The sequence below is a fragment of the Pseudomonas sichuanensis genome, from assembly GCF_024749065.1.
Lineage (GTDB): Bacteria > Pseudomonadota > Gammaproteobacteria > Pseudomonadales > Pseudomonadaceae > Aquipseudomonas > Aquipseudomonas sichuanensis.
The window spans coordinates 4,866,154-4,883,280 of sequence record NZ_CP087185.1 but is presented as its reverse complement, the minus strand read 5'-3'; the positions used below and the strand labels follow the sequence as shown (position 1 = coordinate 4,883,280).

16 protein-coding genes are annotated in these 17,127 nt (G+C 64.8%); 15 read left to right on the top strand and 1 reads right to left on the bottom strand.

Going from position 1 to position 17,127, the window contains the following annotated elements; genetic code table 11:
• The first annotated feature begins 7 nt into the window (after positions 1 to 7).
• The 15 genes from hscB to LOY51_RS21995 all read left to right on the top strand — a co-directional run bounded on the left by hscB (position 8) and on the right by LOY51_RS21995 (position 14,363).
• Complete coding sequence (gene hscB, locus LOY51_RS22065) at positions 8 to 529, top strand: co-chaperone HscB (protein WP_125465404.1); 522 nt, start codon at positions 8 to 10, stop codon at positions 527 to 529.
• A 43-nt stretch (positions 530 to 572) separates the two neighbouring features.
• Positions 573 to 2,435 carry a Fe-S protein assembly chaperone HscA gene (gene hscA / locus LOY51_RS22060; protein ID WP_125465403.1) on the top strand — a complete coding sequence of 621 codons (1,863 nt, stop codon included), beginning with the start codon at positions 573 to 575 and terminating at the stop codon, positions 2,433 to 2,435.
• Between the two features lie 3 nt (positions 2,436 to 2,438).
• Complete coding sequence (fdx, locus tag LOY51_RS22055) at positions 2,439 to 2,780, top strand: ISC system 2Fe-2S type ferredoxin (protein ID WP_110735783.1); 342 nt, start codon at positions 2,439 to 2,441, stop codon at positions 2,778 to 2,780.
• 10 nt (positions 2,781 to 2,790) lie between these two features.
• Positions 2,791 to 2,991 carry a Fe-S cluster assembly protein IscX gene (iscX, locus tag LOY51_RS22050; protein ID WP_125465402.1) on the top strand — a complete coding sequence of 67 codons (201 nt, stop codon included), beginning with the start codon at positions 2,791 to 2,793 and terminating at the stop codon, positions 2,989 to 2,991.
• Between the two features lie 89 nt (positions 2,992 to 3,080).
• Positions 3,081 to 3,506 (top strand): nucleoside-diphosphate kinase, encoded by a 426-nt coding sequence (ndk, locus tag LOY51_RS22045; protein ID WP_011532343.1) that lies wholly within the window; start codon positions 3,081 to 3,083, stop codon positions 3,504 to 3,506.
• Between the two features lie 28 nt (positions 3,507 to 3,534).
• The gene (gene rlmN / locus LOY51_RS22040; RefSeq protein ID WP_110993499.1) at positions 3,535 to 4,677 is read left to right on the top strand and encodes a dual-specificity RNA methyltransferase RlmN; all 1,143 of its coding nucleotides are present in this window, start codon (positions 3,535 to 3,537) and stop codon (positions 4,675 to 4,677) included.
• A gap of 14 nt (positions 4,678 to 4,691) precedes the next feature.
• Complete coding sequence (gene pilW / locus LOY51_RS22035; protein WP_258643058.1) at positions 4,692 to 5,453, top strand: type IV pilus biogenesis/stability protein PilW; 762 nt, start codon at positions 4,692 to 4,694, stop codon at positions 5,451 to 5,453.
• Positions 5,450 to 6,484, top strand: coding sequence for a RodZ domain-containing protein (locus LOY51_RS22030; protein WP_125860157.1), 1,035 nt, complete (start codon positions 5,450 to 5,452; stop codon positions 6,482 to 6,484). The genes pilW and LOY51_RS22030 overlap by 4 nt, the downstream gene beginning before the upstream one ends.
• Positions 6,485 to 6,487: 3 nt before the next feature.
• Positions 6,488 to 7,597 (top strand): flavodoxin-dependent (E)-4-hydroxy-3-methylbut-2-enyl-diphosphate synthase, encoded by a 1,110-nt coding sequence (gene ispG / locus LOY51_RS22025; protein WP_110993496.1) that lies wholly within the window; start codon positions 6,488 to 6,490, stop codon positions 7,595 to 7,597.
• 25 nt (positions 7,598 to 7,622) lie between these two features.
• A complete protein-coding gene (hisS, locus tag LOY51_RS22020; RefSeq protein WP_258643055.1) occupies positions 7,623 to 8,912 on the top strand; it encodes a histidine--tRNA ligase in 1,290 nt (429 codons plus the stop codon).
• 38 nt (positions 8,913 to 8,950) lie between these two features.
• Positions 8,951 to 9,592 carry a tetratricopeptide repeat protein gene (locus LOY51_RS22015; RefSeq protein ID WP_125465398.1) on the top strand — a complete coding sequence of 214 codons (642 nt, stop codon included), beginning with the start codon at positions 8,951 to 8,953 and terminating at the stop codon, positions 9,590 to 9,592.
• Complete coding sequence (gene bamB / locus LOY51_RS22010; protein WP_374046869.1) at positions 9,567 to 10,736, top strand: outer membrane protein assembly factor BamB; 1,170 nt, start codon at positions 9,567 to 9,569, stop codon at positions 10,734 to 10,736. Before LOY51_RS22015 ends, bamB begins: the two co-directional genes overlap by 26 nt.
• Before the next feature lie 117 nt (positions 10,737 to 10,853).
• Entirely contained in the window at positions 10,854 to 12,317 is a 1,464-nt protein-coding gene (gene der / locus LOY51_RS22005) for a ribosome biogenesis GTPase Der (protein WP_125465396.1), read from the top strand.
• A gap of 118 nt (positions 12,318 to 12,435) precedes the next feature.
• On the top strand, positions 12,436 to 13,584 hold the full coding sequence (locus LOY51_RS22000) for a pyridoxal phosphate-dependent aminotransferase (protein WP_125860151.1): 1,149 nt from the start codon (positions 12,436 to 12,438) through the stop codon (positions 13,582 to 13,584).
• Complete coding sequence (locus LOY51_RS21995) at positions 13,572 to 14,363, top strand: amidohydrolase (RefSeq protein WP_125465394.1); 792 nt, start codon at positions 13,572 to 13,574, stop codon at positions 14,361 to 14,363. Before LOY51_RS22000 ends, LOY51_RS21995 begins: the two co-directional genes overlap by 13 nt.
• Positions 14,364 to 14,480: 117 nt before the next feature.
• Here LOY51_RS21995 and LOY51_RS21990 read toward each other — a convergent pair whose 3' ends face one another.
• Complete coding sequence (locus tag LOY51_RS21990) at positions 14,481 to 17,036, bottom strand: sulfite reductase flavoprotein subunit alpha (RefSeq protein ID WP_258643050.1); 2,556 nt, start codon at positions 17,034 to 17,036, stop codon at positions 14,481 to 14,483.
• Between the last annotated feature and the right edge of the window lie 91 nt (positions 17,037 to 17,127).

The window sequence follows — 17,127 nt, the reverse complement described above, 5'->3', positions numbered from 1 at the left end:
GCTGGCCGTGGGTACTCCTTGTCATTACGCACTGTTTGACCTGCAACCGAGCTTTCGCCTGGACCTCGACAAACTGGCCACTCGCTATCGCGAGCTGGCCCGTGAGGTCCATCCGGACCGCTTCGCCGATGCCTCCGAGCGCGAACAGCGTGTTGCCCTGGAAAAGTCGGCGGCTCTGAACGACGCCTACCAGACCTTGCGCAGCGCACCGCGCCGAGCTCGTTACCTGTTGGCCATCGGTGGCCATGAAGTGCCCCAGGAAGTCACGGTGCACGACCCGGCCTTCCTGTTGCAGCAGATGCAGTGGCGCGAAGAGCTCGAAGAGCTGCAGGACGAAGCCGACCTCGACGGCGTGGCCGTGTTCAAGAAGCGGCTCAAGGCCGCCCAGGACACGCTGAACGAGGATTTCGCCGCCTGCTGGGATGTTGCAGCCGAGCGTGACCAGGCCGAACGCCTGATGCGCCGCATGCAGTTCCTCGACAAGCTCGCCCAAGAAGTGCGCCAACTCGAAGAGCGCCTCGACGATTAATCCCGGCGTTACCCGTGATGACGCCTAAGGTACTCAGATAAGCATGGCCCTACTGCAGATCGCCGAACCCGGTCAGAGCCCCCAGCCGCACCAGCGCCGCCTGGCGGTGGGTATCGACCTGGGCACCACCAATTCTCTCGTCGCCGCCGTGCGCAGCGGGCGCAGCGAGCCGCTGCCCGATGCTCAGGGCCGGGTCATCCTGCCCTCCGCGGTGCGCTACCTGGATAACGGCGTCGACGTTGGCCTGAGCGCGCGCGAAGCTGCGCCCAGCGACCCGCTCAACACCATCGTTTCGGTCAAGCGCCTGATGGGGCGTGGCCTGGCCGACGTCAAGCAGCTCGGCGAGCAGCTGCCGTACCGGTTTGTCGGCGGTGAGTCGCACATGCCGTTCATCGACACCGTCCAGGGGCCGAAGAGCCCGGTGGAAGTGTCGGCCGACATCCTCAAGGTGCTGCGTGCGCGTGCCGAAGAGACGCTCGGCGGTGAGCTGGTGGGCGCGGTGATCACTGTTCCTGCGTATTTCGACGACGCCCAGCGTCAGGCCACCAAAGACGCCGCCAAGCTGGCCGGCCTCAACGTGCTGCGCCTGCTCAACGAACCGACCGCTGCTGCCGTGGCCTATGGCCTGGATCAGAATGCCGAAGGCGTCGTGGCGATCTTCGACCTGGGCGGCGGTACCTTCGATATTTCCATCCTGCGCCTGACGGCCGGCGTCTTTGAAGTGCTGGCCACCGGCGGCGACACCGCCCTGGGTGGCGATGACTTCGACCACGCCATTGCCGGCTGGATCATCGAACAGGCCGGCCTGTCCGCCGATCTCGACCCCGCCACCCAGCGCCTGTTGCTGCAAACTGCCTGTGCGGCCAAGGAAGCCTTGACCGATGCCGACGTGGTCAGCGTGCAGCATGCTGCCTGGCAGGGCGAGCTGACCCGCGCCGCCTTCGACGCCATGATCGAGCCGATGATTGCCCGCAGCCTCAAGGCCTGCCGCCGCGCCGTGCGCGACAGCGGTATCGAGCTGGAGGAGGTGGGGGCGGTGGTGATGGTTGGCGGCTCTACCCGCGTGCCGCGTGTGCGCGACGCCGTGGGTACGCTGTTTGGCCGCACCCCGCTGACCTCCATCGACCCGGACCAGGTGGTCGCCATTGGCGCCGCCATCCAGGCCGACACCCTGGCCGGCAACCGTCGCGAAGGGGGCGAGCTGCTGTTGCTCGACGTCATCCCGCTGTCGCTCGGCCTTGAGACCATGGGCGGGCTGATGGAAAAGGTGATTCCGCGCAATACCACCATTCCGGTGGCCCGTGCCCAGGAGTTCACTACCTATAAAGATGGTCAGTCGGCCATGATGATCCATGTGCTGCAGGGCGAGCGCGAGCTGATCAGCGACTGCCGCTCGCTGGCGCGCTTCGAGCTGCGCGGCATCCCGGCCATGGTTGCCGGCGCCGCGAAGATCCGCGTCACCTTCCAGGTCGATGCCGATGGCCTGCTCAGTGTCGCCGCGCGCGAACTGGGTTCGGGCGTGGAGTCGAGCATCCAGGTCAAGCCATCCTATGGCCTGACCGACGGCGAAATCGCCCGCATGCTCAAGGACTCGTTCGAGCACGCAGGCTCTGACAAGCAGGCGCGCCAGCTGCGCGAGCACCAAGTCGACGGCGAGCGTCTGCTCGAAGCGGTACAGGGCGCCCTGGACGCCGATGGTGAGCGTCTGCTCAGTGCCGACGAGCGCGACGCCATCCAATTCCAGATGCAGGAACTACGTGATTTGCTGAGCGGCACCGATGGCGCTGCCATCGAGCAACAGACCAAGCGTCTGTCGCAGGTGACCGATGCATTTGCCGCCCGTCGCCTTGATTCGACGGTCAAAGCCGCACTGGCCGGGCGCAACCTGAATGAGATCGAGGAGTAACCGATGCCGCTGGTGACATTCCTGCCGCATGAAAAGTTCTGCCCCGAGGGGCTGACCGTGGAAGTGCCCGCCGGGACCAATATCCTGGAGCTGGCCCACGACCATCACATCGAGATGGAAAGCGCCTGCGGCGGCGTCAAGGCCTGCACCACCTGCCACTGCATCGTGCGCAAGGGCTTCGACTCGCTTGAAGAGGCCGACGAGCTCGAAGAAGACATGCTGGACAAAGCGTGGGGCCTGGAAGCGCAATCGCGCCTGGGTTGCCAGGTGGTGGTGGCCGATGAAGACCTCACCATCGAAATCCCCAAATACTCGCTCAACCACGCCGCCGAAGCGCCGCACTGAGGTTTGCCCCATGAGCCTGAAATGGATTGATGTACTTGAGATCGCCATCCAGCTTGCAGAAAGCAAGCCCGACGTCGATCCTCGTTACGTGAATTTCGTCGATCTGCACCGCTGGGTGCTGGCACTGCCAGACTTCAGCGACGATCCGTCACGCGGCGGTGAGAAAGTGCTCGAGGCCATCCAGGCGGCCTGGATCGACGAAGCCGACTAAGCGCACGCTGCAGGTTAGGCAATCCCCTGGAACCCGCGTATAATTCGCGGGTTTAATTTTTCGCAACACTCATATTTCTGGAGTTCTCCATGGCTGTTCAACGTACTTTCTCGATCATCAAGCCTGACGCCGTCGCCAAAAACGTCATCGGCAAGATCACCACTCGCTTCGAAGAAGCCGGCCTGAAAATCGTTGCCTCGAAAATCAAGCAACTGTCCAAAGCCGAAGCCGAAGGCTTCTACGCCGAGCACAGCGCTCGTGGCTTCTTCGGTGACCTGGTTGCCTTCATGACTTCCGGCCCGGTCGTTGTCCAGGTTCTGGAAGGCGAAAACGCCATCGCTCTGAACCGTGAGCTGATGGGCGCCACCAACCCTAAAGAAGCTGCTCCAGGCACCATCCGCGCTGACTTCGCCGAGTCGATCGACGCCAACGCCGTTCACGGTTCGGACTCCGAAGCTGCCGCTGCTCGCGAAATCGCTTACTTCTTCGCTGCTACCGAGGTAACCACTCGCTAAGCGAAAGCTTACGGGTGAGGGTGAATCCATGACGACATCTACTGGCAAGATCAACCTGCTGGGGCTGACCCTGGCGGAAATGGAACAGTTCTTCGACTCAATCGGGGAGAAGCGCTTCCGCGCCGGTCAGGTGATGAAATGGATTCACCATTTTGGCGTCGATGATTTCGCCGCCATGACCAATGTCGGCAAGGTCTTGCGCGAAAAGCTCGAGGCCGTTGCCGAGATTCGGGGCCCGGAAGTGGTCAGTGAAGACATTTCCGCCGACGGCACCCGCAAGTGGGTGGTCCGCGTTGCCTCTGGCAGCTGCGTCGAGACCGTCTACATCCCTACCGACGATCGCGGTACGCTCTGCGTGTCGTCGCAAGCCGGCTGTGCCCTGGACTGCAGCTTCTGCTCCACTGGCAAGCAAGGCTTCAACAGCAACCTCACCGCCGCCGAAGTGATCGGCCAGGTGTGGCTTGCCAACAAATCCTTCGGGACCGTTCCGGCCAAGATCGACCGCGCCATCACCAACGTGGTCATGATGGGCATGGGCGAACCCCTGCTGAATTTCGACAATGTCATCGCCGCCATGAAGATCATGATGGAAGATCTGGGTTATGGCATTTCCAAGCGCCGCGTGACGCTTTCGACGTCGGGCGTGGTGCCGATGATCGACGAGCTGGCCAAGCACATCGACGTGTCGCTGGCCCTGTCGCTGCACGCTCCCAACGACGAACTGCGCAACCAGCTGGTACCGATCAACAAGAAGTACCCGCTGAAGATGCTGCTGGAGTCGTGCATGGGCTACATGTCCACGCTCGGCGGCAAGCGCGTGCTGACGATCGAGTACACCCTGCTCAAGGACGTCAACGACCAGCCCGAGCACGCGGCACAGATGATCGAGCTGCTGCGCGACGTGCCGTGCAAGATCAACCTGATCCCGTTCAACCCGTTCCCGCACTCGGGCTACGAGCGGCCGAGCAACAATGCCATTCGCCGCTTCCAGGACCTGTTGCACCACGGTGGTTTCAACGTCACCACCCGCACCACCCGCGGTGACGACATCGATGCCGCTTGCGGGCAGTTGGTCGGCCAGGTCAACGACCGCACCCGCCGCAGCGAGCGTTACATCGCCGTGCGCCAGCTGGCTGCCGACGAGCCGCAAGACAGCGCCGCGCGCCCCTGACGAGCACCCGCCCCATGAGCCTGCGCGCCGTGCTGTCGATCCTCACGCTTGCGCTGCTGGCTGGCTGCGTTTCCAGCGGTGGGGCCGACCCGCTGGCCAGCCGCCAGGGGCGTGACGAGGCTGTGCGGGCTTATGTGCAACTGGGGCTGGGCTATTTGCAACAAGGTTTGACCGGGCAGGCCAAGGCACCATTGGCCAAGGCACTGGCCTTGAACGGTACCGATGCCGACGCCAATGCGGCACTGGCGCTGGTGTTCCAGGCCGAGGCTGAGCCGCAACTGGCAGGCCAGCACTTCCGCAAAGCGCTGGCTGCACGCCCGGATGACACGCGAATCCGCAACAACTACGGCAGTTTCCTATATGCTCAGGGCCGTTTTGCCGACGCTGAAGCGATGTTTCGCCAGGCGGCCGCCGATACCTTGTACCCTGAGCGTTCGCGGGTGTACGAGAACCTCGGCCTGACCGCGCGCAAGCTGGGGCAGGGCGAGCAGGCCCGCGAATACTTGGAAAAGGCACTGCGCCTCGATCAGCGGCAACCGAAGGCGTTGCTTGAAATGGCTGAGTTGTCCTACGAAAACAGGCATTATGTGCCGGCCCGGGACTACTACGATCGTTTCAGCCAGCTGAGCGAACAGAACGCCCGTAGCCTGTTGCTGGGCAGCCGCTTGGCCCGCGCCCTTGATCAACAGGGTGACGAGGCCCGGTTGGGCCAGCAATTACAACGACTTTATCCCGGTACGCCGGAATATCAGCAATACCTGTCGGAGCAACGATGAAAGCCGCGCAAACAGAAGTAGCAGCGACTCGCCAGAACCCCGGTGACGTCTTGCGCCAGGCCCGTGAACAGCGGGAGTGGAGCCAGGCCGAAGTCGCGCAAAAGCTCAACCTCACGGTATCTTCGCTGAACAACCTGGAAGCCGGCGCCTTCGACAAGCTGCCCGGCCACACCTTCGCCCGTGGTTACATCCGTGCCTACGCCAAACTGATGGGCATGGACCAGGCTCCGCTGGTGCAGGCGTTCGACAACATCACCGGCACCCACGCCCAAGGCAGCGACGTGCACGCACTCGGTCGCATCGAGGAGCCGGTCCGCCTGTCGCACAACATCATGCGCGTGGTCAGCCTGCTGTTGCTGGTGGCCGTGGTGGGCGGTGGCTTCTTCTGGTGGCAGGACCAAGGCAGCCTGCGCGGCAAGGACCTGGCCAAGATCGCCCTGGAGCACGTCGAGGTCGAGAGCGCCGACGGCACTACCCAGATTCACCCGCTGGACGAGCCGGAAGACCAGGCTGTCAGCGAAGCCCAGCAGCCTGCTGGTGAAGTGCTGCCATTGGAGCCCGTGGCCAGCGAACAAGCTCCGGCAGTGGCCGCTGAAACCCCGGCACCGGTAGTGGCTGTGGCACCGTCCAACAGCGTGCCGGCGCCAGCGCCAAGCACTGCTCCTGCTCCCGCGCCTGCTGCGGCTGCAACCGTCGCCCCGGTCGCCCAGCCTGCGCCCGCCAGCCCGGTGGCCGTCGCCCCGGCTCCCGTCGCCCAGGCGACAGCGGCTCCGGCGCCAGTACCGGCCGGCAGCGGCAGCGTACACATCCAGTTCACCGCCGATTGCTGGACCCAGGTCTCTGACGGCAACGGCAAGGTGCTGTTCAGCGCCATCAAGCGCAAGGGCGACAGCCTGGAACTGACCGGCAAGCCACCGTTCGCGGTACGCCTCGGGTTCGCCCGCGGCGCCCAGGTGAGCTACAACGGCCAGGCGGTCGATGTCGCCCCGTTCACCAGTGGCGAAACCGCTCGCCTGAAGTTGGGACAGTAAGTCATGCACGGCGAATCTCCGATCAAACGTCGCGAATCCCGCAAAATCTGGGTCGGCAATGTGCCGGTGGGCGGCGATGCGCCCATCGCGGTGCAGAGCATGACCAACACCGACACCAATGACGTCGCCGCCACCGTGGGGCAGATCCAGCGCCTGGTCGATGCCGGCGTCGATATCGTGCGTGTCTCGGTACCGGACATGGACGCCGCCGAGGCGTTCGGCAAGATCAAGAAACTGGTCAGCGTGCCGCTGGTCGCCGACATCCACTTCGACTACAAGATCGCCCTGCGCGTGGCCGAACTGGGCGTCGACTGCCTGCGCATCAACCCGGGCAACATCGGCCGCGAAGACCGTGTGCGCGCGGTGGTCGATGCCGCCCGTGACCGTGGCATTCCGATCCGCATCGGCGTCAACGCCGGCTCCCTCGAGAAAGACCTGCAGAAGAAGTACGGCGAACCGACCCCGGCCGCATTGGTCGAGTCGGCGCTGCGCCATGTCGAGCACCTCGACCGCCTGGATTTCCAGGACTTCAAGGTCAGCGTCAAGGCCTCCGACGTGTTCATGGCCGTCGAAGCCTACCGCCTGCTGGCCAAGCAGATCATCCAGCCGCTGCACTTAGGGATCACCGAAGCCGGTGGTCTGCGTTCGGGGACAGTGAAATCCGCCGTCGGCCTCGGTATGCTGCTGGCCGAAGGCATCGGCGACACCATCCGCATTTCGCTGGCCGCTGACCCGGTCGAAGAAGTGAAGGTCGGCTACGACATCCTCAAGTCGCTGCATCTGCGTTCCCGTGGCATCAACTTCATCGCCTGCCCGAGCTGCTCGCGGCAGAACTTCGATGTGGTCAAGACCATGAACGAGCTGGAAGGGCGCCTGGAAGACCTGCTGGTACCGCTGGACGTGGCCGTGATCGGTTGCGTGGTCAACGGCCCGGGCGAAGCCAAGGAGGCGCACGTCGGCCTCACCGGCGGCACGCCGAACCTGATCTACATCGATGGCAAGCCATCGCAGAAGCTGAACAACGACAACCTGGTCGATGAGCTGGAAAAACTCATCCGCCAGAAAGCGGCCGAGAAGGCCGAGGCCGACGCGGCGCTGATCGCCCGTGGCTGATACACAGAATTCGTAAGGACTACTCGTGAGCAAATCGCTGCAAGCCATCCGTGGCATGAACGACATCCTGCCCGACCAGTCGCCGCTGTGGCGCTACTTCGAGGGCACCGTGGCCGGCCTGCTGGACAGCTACGGCTACAGCCAGATCCGTACGCCGATCGTCGAGTTCACCGAGCTGTTCAAGCGCTCGATCGGTGAAGTCACCGATATCGTTGAAAAAGAGATGTACACCTTCGACGACCGCAACGGCGATTCGCTCACCCTGCGCCCCGAAGGCACCGCCGCCTGCGTGCGCGCGGTACTCGAGCACGGCATCACCGGCAACGGCCAGGTGCAGAAGCTCTGGTACATCGGCCAGATGTTCCGCCACGAGCGCCCGCAGAAGGGCCGCTATCGGCAGTTCCACCAGATCGGCGTGGAGGTGTTCAACCTCGACGGCCCGGACGTCGATGCAGAGCTGATCATGCTGACCTGGCGCCTGTGGGGCCTGTTGGGCATCCAGGACGCCGTGGAGCTGCAGCTCAACAGCCTGGGCACCAGCGAAGCCCGCGCGCGCTACCGCGATGCGCTGGTCGAGTTCCTGTCCGCGCGCCTCGAGCAACTGGACGAAGACAGCCAGCGTCGCCTCAAGAGCAACCCGCTGCGCATCCTCGACAGCAAGGATGCGGGCACCCAGGCGGTGCTGGTCGGCGCGCCGAAGCTGGAAGACTACCTGGACGAAGAATCCCGCGTGCACTTCGAGGGCCTCAAGGCTCGCCTGGATGCCGCCGGTATCCCGTTCGTGATCAACACCAAGCTGGTGCGTGGCCTCGATTACTACAGCAAGACCGTGTTCGAGTGGGTCACCGACAAGCTCGGCGCCCAGGGCACCGTCTGTGCCGGTGGCCGCTATGACGGCCTGGTCGAGCAGATGGGCGGCAAACCGACCCCGGGCGTTGGTTTCGCCATGGGCATCGAACGCCTGATCCTGCTGCTGGAGACCCTGGGCAAGGTGCCCGAGTCGATCAGCCGCACCATCGACGTCTACCTGTGCGCCTTCGGCGAGCAGGCGGAGCTGGCCGGCCTGCGTCTGAGCGAAAGCCTGCGCGACCGCCTGCCGGGCCTGCGCCTGGCGGTCAACGCCGGTGCCGGCAGCTTCAAGAGCCAGTTCAAGAAAGCCGACAAGAGCGGCGCGCTGTTCGCCCTGATCCTCGGCGACGACGAGCTGGCCAAGCAAGAAATCGGTCTGAAGCCCCTGCGTGGCCAGGGCGAACAACAGAACATTGCCTGGGATGCTCTTGCCGAGCACCTGGAAACCGCGATCGCCCAGGCGTAACGCGGTTCAACAACGAATAGGCGAAAAGGAGTATTGGGGTGTCGAGTACCGATGATGACGAGCTGGCTGGGGTCAAGGACTGGTGGAACCGCAACGGCAAGCCACTGCTGACCGGCGCGCTGCTGGCCGGTGTGGTGGTGATGGGCTGGCAGACCTGGCACAAGTACCAGGCCAACCAGTCGCAAGGCGCCTCGGCGCTGTACCAGGCCCTGCTGGAGACCTCGCTGACGCCGTCTGGCCAGCCTGACGCTAGCAAGGTCGCCGAGCTGTCCGGCAAGCTCAAGAGCGAGTTTGGCGGTAGCGCCTACGCCCAGTACGGCAGCCTGTTCGTGGCCAAGGTTGCGGTCGACAGCGGCAAGCTGGACGACGCCGCCACCGAGCTCAAGGCCGTGATGGACAAGCCGGCCGACGCCACCCTGGGTGAAATCGCCCGTCAGCGCCTGGCCCGCGTGCTCGCGGCACAGGACAAGGCCGAAGAGGCCCTGAAACTGCTCGACGGCGATGCCGACAAAGCCTTCCTGGCCAGCCGCGAGGAGCTCAAGGGCGACCTGCTGGTGCAGCTGGGCCGTGCCGACGACGCCCACGGCGCCTACGAAAAAGCCAAGGCCGCGCTGTCCGACGACGCCGCGATCGGTGGCCTGCAACTGAAGCTGGATGACCTGGCCAAAGGGGACGCCTGAAGTGAAGGGTTGGAAACAAGCAGCAGTGCTCACCCTCGCCGTTCTGGCGGCGGGTTGCAGCAGCAACAGCAAGAAGGAACTGCCCCCGGCCGAGCTGACCAAGTTCACCGAGGAAGTGGTGCTGAAGAAGCAGTGGAGCCGTTCGATCGGTGACGGCCAGGGCGAGACGTACAACACCCTGGTACCGGCCATCGAGAACGACCGCATCTACGCTGCCGACGTTACCGGTGAAGTCTTCGCACTCGACCGTCTCAACGGCGACGTGGTGTGGAAGAAGGACCTCGATCTGCCGGTTTCCGGCGCGGTTGGTGTGGGCTACGGCCTGGTCATGCTGGGCACGCTCAAGGGTGAGGTGATTGCCCTGGACTCGAGCACCGGCGAAGAGCGCTGGCGTTCGCGCGTCACCAGCGAAGTCCTGGCACCGCCCGCCAACAACGGCGACGTGGTGGTGGTACAGACCCAGGACGACCGCCTGATCGGCCTCGACGCCGCCACCGGCGACCGTCGCTGGATCTACGAAAACACCCCAGCGGTGCTCACCCTGCGTGGTACCGGCGCGCCGATCGTCACCAATCGCCTGGCCGTCGCCGGCCTGTCCACCGGCAAGGTGGTGGCGGTGGACATCAACAACGGCGTACCGGTGTGGGAAAGCCGCGTGGCCATCCCGCAAGGCCGCTCCGAGCTGGACCGCGTGGTGGACATCGACGGCGGCCTGCTGCTGTCCGGTGGCACCTTGTACGTCAGCACCTACCAGGGCCGCGTCGCCGGCCTGGACCTGGAAAGCGGCCGTGTGCTGTGGCAGCGTGATGCCTCCAGCTACGTGGGTGTCGCCCAGGGCTTCGGCAACGTCTACGTGAGCCTGGCTTCGGGCACCGTCGAGGGTATCGACGAGCGTTCCTCCAGCGCCCTGTGGAGCAACGACAGCATGGCCCGTCGCCAGCTGTCGGCGCCGGAAGTGTTCTCCAGCTACGTGGCGGTGGGTGACTTCGAGGGTTACCTGCACCTGCTGAGCCAGGTCGATGGCCGCTTCGTCGGCCGTGAGCGTATCGACAGCGATGGCCTGCGCGCCCGCCCACTTGTGGTCGGCGACACCATCTACGTCTTCGGCAACAGCGGCAAGCTCGAGGCACTGACCATCCGCTGAAGCTATGCTTGAGCCCGTTCGCGGGCTCAAGTAGCGGCGTAGGAAACGCCGCCCGAACTCCGGCCGCTGCCTTGCAGCGGCCTTTGCATTTTCAAGAATTCAAGAGTGGAGAGCCGCATGGTTCCCGTAATCGCCCTGGTGGGCCGCCCGAACGTCGGCAAATCCACCATGTTCAACCGCCTGACCAAGACCCGCGATGCCATCGTCGGTGACCTGTCGGGCCTGACCCGTGACCGCCAGTACGGCGATGCCACCTGGCAGGGTCGTTCCTTCATCCTCATCGACACCGGCGGTATCACCGGTGACGAAGTGGGCATGGACGAGAAGATGGCCGAGCAGTCGCTGATGGCCATCGAAGAAGCCGACTACGTCCTGTTCCTGGTGGATGCCCGCGCCGGCATGACCGCCGCCGACCAGATGATCGCCGACCACCTGCGCAAGCGGAACAAGGCGGCGGTGCTGGTGGCCAACAAGATCGACAACATCGATCCGGACATCGCCCGCGCCGAGTTCTCGCCGCTGGGCATGGGCAACGCCATCCCGGTGGCCGGCTCCCAGGGCCGTGGCATCAACGCCCTGATGGAATCGCTGCTCGGCCACATCCCGCGTGATGCCGAGGAAGAAGCCCTCGACCTGAACGTCGCCGAAGGCGAAGAGGCCGTGCGCATCCCAGGCCCGAGCGAGAAAGACGGCATCAAGATCGCTATCATCGGCCGCCCGAACGTGGGCAAGTCGACCCTGGTCAACCGCATGCTCGGCGAAGAGCGCGTGGTGGTGTACGACCAGCCGGGAACCACCCGCGACAGTATCTACATCCCGTTCGAGCGTGATGGCGAGAAGTACACCTTCATCGACACCGCCGGGGTGCGCAAGCGCGGCAAGATCCACGAGGAGGTCGAAAAGTTCTCGGTGGTGAAGACCCTGCAGGCGATCAAGGACGCCAACGTGGTGGTCTTCGTCATGGACGCCCGCGAAGGCGTGGTCGACCACGATCTCAACCTGCTGGGCTTCGCTCTCGAAGCCGGCCGGGCCATCGTCATCGCGCTGAACAAGTGGGATGGCATGGAAGCGGGCGAGCGCGACTATGTGAAGACCGAGCTGGAGCGCCGGCTGTTCTTCGTCGACTTCTGCGACATCCACTTCATCTCCGCTCTGCACGGCACCGGCGTTGGCCACCTGTACAAGTCGGTGCAGGCCGCGTTCAAGTCGGCGGTCACCCGCTGGCCGACCAGCCGCCTGACGCAGATCCTCGAAGACGCCATCAGCGAGCACCAGCCGCCGCTGGTCAACGGTCGCCGCATCAAGCTGCGCTATGCCCACCTCGGTGGCGCCAACCCGCCGCTGATCGTGATCCACGGCAACCAGACCGAGAAGGTGCCCAAGTCCTACTCGCGTTACCTGGAGAACACCTACCGCCGTGTACTCAAGCTGGTCGGTACGCCGATCCGCATCGAGTACAAGGGCGGTGAGAACCCGTACGAGGGCAACAAGAACACCCTCACCGATCGCCAGGTCAACAAGAAACGCCGCTTGATGTCGCACCACAAGAAGGCCGAGAAGAAGCGCCGCGACAAGCGCTGATCAGCGGCAAGCTATAAGCCTCAAGCTGCAAGTAAAAGCAGATGGCGATCCACGCTGCTTTTTCTTGTGGCTTGAAACTTGTAGCTTATAGCTCTCAGTCCCCAGGAAAGAGGGCTCCATGATCCGCAGCAAACTGCCGAACGTCGGCACGACCATCTTCACCACCATGTCGCAGCTCGCCATGCAGACCGGTGCGCTCAACCTGTCCCAGGGCTTCCCTGACTTCAACGGCCCCCAGGCCCTGCTCGATGCCGTTGGCCGCCATGTGGCCGCCGGGCACAACCAGTATTCGCCGATGACCGGCCTGCCCGCCCTGCGCCAGCAAGTAGCGGCCAAGATCGCCCGGCTGTACGGCGTGGCGGTGGACGCGGACCAGGAAGTGACCATCACCCCCGGCGCCACCGAAGCGATCTTCTGTGCCATCCAGGCGGTGATCCACCCCGGCGATGAGGTGATCGTCTTCGACCCGTGCTACGACAGCTACGAACCCTCGGTGGAGCTGGCCGGTGGTCGCTGCGTGCACGTGCCGCTCACTGACGGCAGCTTCAGCATCGACTGGCAGAAGTTCAGCGACGCCCTCAGCCCGCGCACGCGCATGGTCATCCTCAACTCGCCGCACAATCCCAGCGGCGCGCTGATCAGCCGCGACGACCTGGACCAGCTGGCCGCGCTGATCGCCAACCGCGACATCTACCTGGTCAGTGACGAAGTCTACGAGCACCTGATCTACGACGGCGTGCGCCACGCCAGCGTGCTGGCCCACGAGCAGCTGTACAGCAGAGCCTTCGTCATCAGCTCGTTCGGCAAGACCTACCACGTCACCGGCTGGAAGACCGGCTACGTGGTCGCGCCAGCGGCGCTCAGCGCCGAACTGCGCAAGGTTCACCAGTACGTCAACTTCTGCGGTGTCACGCCCTTGCAGTGCGCCCTGGCCGACTTCATGGCCGAGCACCCGGAGCACATCGACCAGCTGCCGGCCTTCTACCAGGCCAAGCGTGACCTGTTCTGCGACCTGTTGCAGGCCTCGCGGTTCAGCTTCACCCGCACCCCGGGCACCTATTTCCAACTGGTGGACTATTCGCAGATCCGCCCCGACCTGAACGACGTCGACATGGCCTTGTGGCTGACCCGCGAACACGGCGTGGCCAGCATCCCGGTGTCGGTGTTCTACCAGCAACCCATCCCCGAGCAACGCCTGGTGCGCCTGTGCTTTGCCAAACGTGAGGAGACGCTGCGACAGGCGGCGGAAAAACTATGCGCGATCTGAGTGAACTGCCGAACCTGAAAATCGCCCTGGTGCAGACCACCCTGGCCTGGCATGACCGCGAAGCCAACTATGCCCATTTCGAGGAGTTGATTGGCCAGGCCGGTGAAGTCGATCTGGTGATCCTGCCGGAAATGTTCACCACCGGTTTTTCGATGGAGTCGCAAAGCCTGGCGGAGCCGGAGAACGGCCCGACCTACAAATGGCTCAAGGCCCAGGCGAAGAAGCGCAATGCAGTGATCACCGGCAGCGTGATCATCCAGGCCGCCGATGGCAGCCACCGCAACCGCCTGCTGTGGGCGCGGCCCGATGGCGAGATCCTGCACTACGACAAGCGCCACCTGTTCCGCATGGCCGGCGAACACAAGCACTACACCCCCGGTGAGCGCCAGGTGCAGTTCGAACTCAAGGGCTGGCGCATTCGCCCGCTGATCTGCTACGACCTGCGCTTCCCGGTGTGGAGCCGCGACGCCCAGGACACCGACCTGCTGCTGTACACGGCGAACTGGCCCGCGGCACGGCGCACCCATTGGAACCGGCTGCTGCCGGCGCGGGGGATCGAGAACCTGTGCTTCGTGGCGGCGGTGAACCGGGTGGGCACCGATGGCAAGGGCTTTGCCTATTCCGGCGACAGCCAGGTGCTGGACTTCCAGGGCGAGAGCCTGTTGAGCGCGGGCGAGGCCGACGGGGTGTTCACCGTGGTGCTGCGTGCTGCGGAACTGGCAGCGTACCGGGCGCGATTCCCGGCCAACCTGGACGCCGATACCTTCGAATTGCACTGATTGCTGCACCGGCCTCATCGCCGGCAAGCCGGCTCCCACACATTCAGCGCCTGGTGCTGTACCTGTGGGAGCCGGCTTGCCGGCGATGAGGCCGGTACTGACGATATCACTGTCTGATTAGTACACATCCCGCCTATAGCGCCCATCCTCGATCAGCTGCTGCACCTGCGCTTCACCGAGCATCCCCTGCAGCGCCGCATCCACCCCTGCAGCCATGCCGTGCAAACTGCCGCACACATACACACAGGCGCCATCATCAATCCAGCGCTTGAACTCGGCGGCCTGCTGCAGCAGGACATCCTGCACATAGACCTTCTCGGCCTGGTCGCGTGAAAACGCCAGGTCCAGCCGCTGCAGGTCCCCCTTGGCCAACCAGCCCTGAAGCTCCTCGCCACACAGCAGGTCGTGGGCACGATTGCGCTCGCCAAACAGCAGCCAGTTGCGCTGTTCGCCTGCGCCAATACGTGCCTTCAAGAGGCTGCGCAAACCGGCAAGGCCAGTGCCGTTGCCGATCAGAACCATCGGCGCGGCGGCGTCGGGCAAGTGGAAGCCGCTGTTGCGGCGCAGTCGAGCGCTGACCGTGCCGTCCAGCGCCAGGTACTCGGTCAGCCAGCCGGAACCCAGGCCCAGGTTGCCATCGGGGTGGCGCTCCTGGCGCACGATCAATTCCAGCTCGCCATCGCTGGCGATGGAGGCGATCGAGTATTCACGGGTACTCAGCGGGATCAGCGCATCGACCAGCGCCTGGGCGTGCAGGCCCACCAGGTGCTCGCGGTTGGCCGGCAACTGCCGGCTGGACAAGGCCTGGGCCAGGGTTTGTTCGAGGCCGTCCAGTTGCACCGGGCTTTGCGGATCGAGCCCGAGGCCTGCCAGCAACGCCGCCACGCGGGGCTGGCCATTGCGCGGCAGGATCTCCACCAGGTCGCCGGCCGCCCAGCTTGCCGGGGCATGCGCCTGCAATCCCAGCAGGAACACCGGTGCGCCCTGGCTGCCCGGGTTGAGCAAATCACGGCGGGTCAGGCGCCAATTGCCGAAGCTGGCGGGCTGCCACGCGGCTACCGGGTGCGCGCCGGTCAGTTGTGCCAGTTCTTGTTGCCACAGTTGCAGCGCGGCGGGGTCGGCGTTGTCCACTTCGACCGCGCTGAAAGCGCTGCTGGCGCCACGTTCACTGAGCCAGGCCTGCAGCCGTCGGGCAAAGCCGCAGAAGTGCGGATACTGGCGGTCGCCCAGGGCCAGCACGGCATAGTCCAGGTGTTTCAGTGCCCAAGGCTTGCCGATGACTTTGCGCTCGAAGGCCCGAGCGCTGTCCGGCGCTTCGCCGTCGCCGAAGGTGCTCACCACGAACAGCGCGCGGTTGGCCTGGCGCAGTTCGGCTTCGCCCAACTGCGCCAGCGGGCGCACCTGCACCGGCAAGCCGGCGGCCTGCAACTGGCCGGCGCTCTGCCAGGCCAGTTGCTCGGCGAAGCCGCTCTGGCTGGCGAAACCGATCAGCCAGCTGTCGCCGTTGCCGGTGGCAGCAGATACCGCGCCACGGGCGGCACGCACCTGGCGCTTCTTGCGTCGGCGGTCGAGGTACAGCAGCCAGCCGGTGACGAAGAACAGCGGCATGGTCAGGCTGGCCACGGTGACGATGATCCGCCCCGGCAAGCCAAAGTAGCTGCCCACGTGCAGGGCGTAGACGCTCTGCAGCAATTGGGCCTTGAACGAGCTGTCGCTGTAGCGCTGGTGGCGCTTGATCTGGCCGCTGGCCGGGTCGAGGGTGAGGGTGTTGAAGGCGCGCTCGTGGTCGGCGTCCTGCAACAGGTAGAACAGCGTGGCCGGCTGGCCGCCGGCCGGCGGCAGCCGCAGGTTGTAGGTGGCAAGGCCAGGGCCCGCCGCGTCCTTGAGGTTGGCCCAGATGGCGTCGTAGTCGACCACCAGTGGCGGGGCGTTCTTGTCGACCTTGGGCGGGCCGTGGCGGCCACCGCGGCCTTCGCCGCGCTTCTGCTCGCCGGCCACCGGTGGGTCGGCCAGCAACTTGTTCAGGCCTGCGCGGTACCACTCATAGGACCAGAACAGCCCGGTCAGGGCGAACAACAGGTAGAACAGCAGGCACCAGGTGCCAAACACTGCATGCAGGTCCCAGTTGAACGCGCGGCCCTTCTTGGCCCAATCCAGGGTCAGCCAGGTCCGCCAGTTCAGGGCCTTGCGCGGCCAGCGCAGGTACAGGCCGGACAGGCAGAAGAAGATCAGCATCAGGGTGCAGGCGCCGGTGATCTGCCGGCCGGTGTCGCCCATGGCCAGGAATCGATGCAGGTTGAGCACGAAATTGAAGAAGCCCAGCCCGCTCACTTCGCCCTTGAGCTCGCCGGTGTAGGGGTCGGCATAGCGCAACTCGCCACGGCGCTCACCGGGCGCGGGGGTGAAGAAGATCCGTGCGGCATTGCCCTCGCGGGTGTCTACCCACAGCATCGAGACCTTGTCGCCTTGCGCGGCTTCGACCCGGCGCACCAGCTCGGCCGGCGGCAGCACGCCCTCCTGGCGCACCTCGACCTTGAGCACCTCGGCGTTGAACGCGCGCAGCAGCTCTTCCTGGAACGACCAGATCGCCCCGGTGATGCCCATCAGCGCCAGCACCAGGCCAGCGGTGATGCCGAACAACCAGTGCACCTGGAACAGCGTCTTCTTCAACACATCGATCACCTTGTCTGGCCGCCTGCCGCGCGGCGTGCATTATGCCTTGATACGCAAAAGCCCCGTTCAGGCAAATGAACGGGGCTTGGGT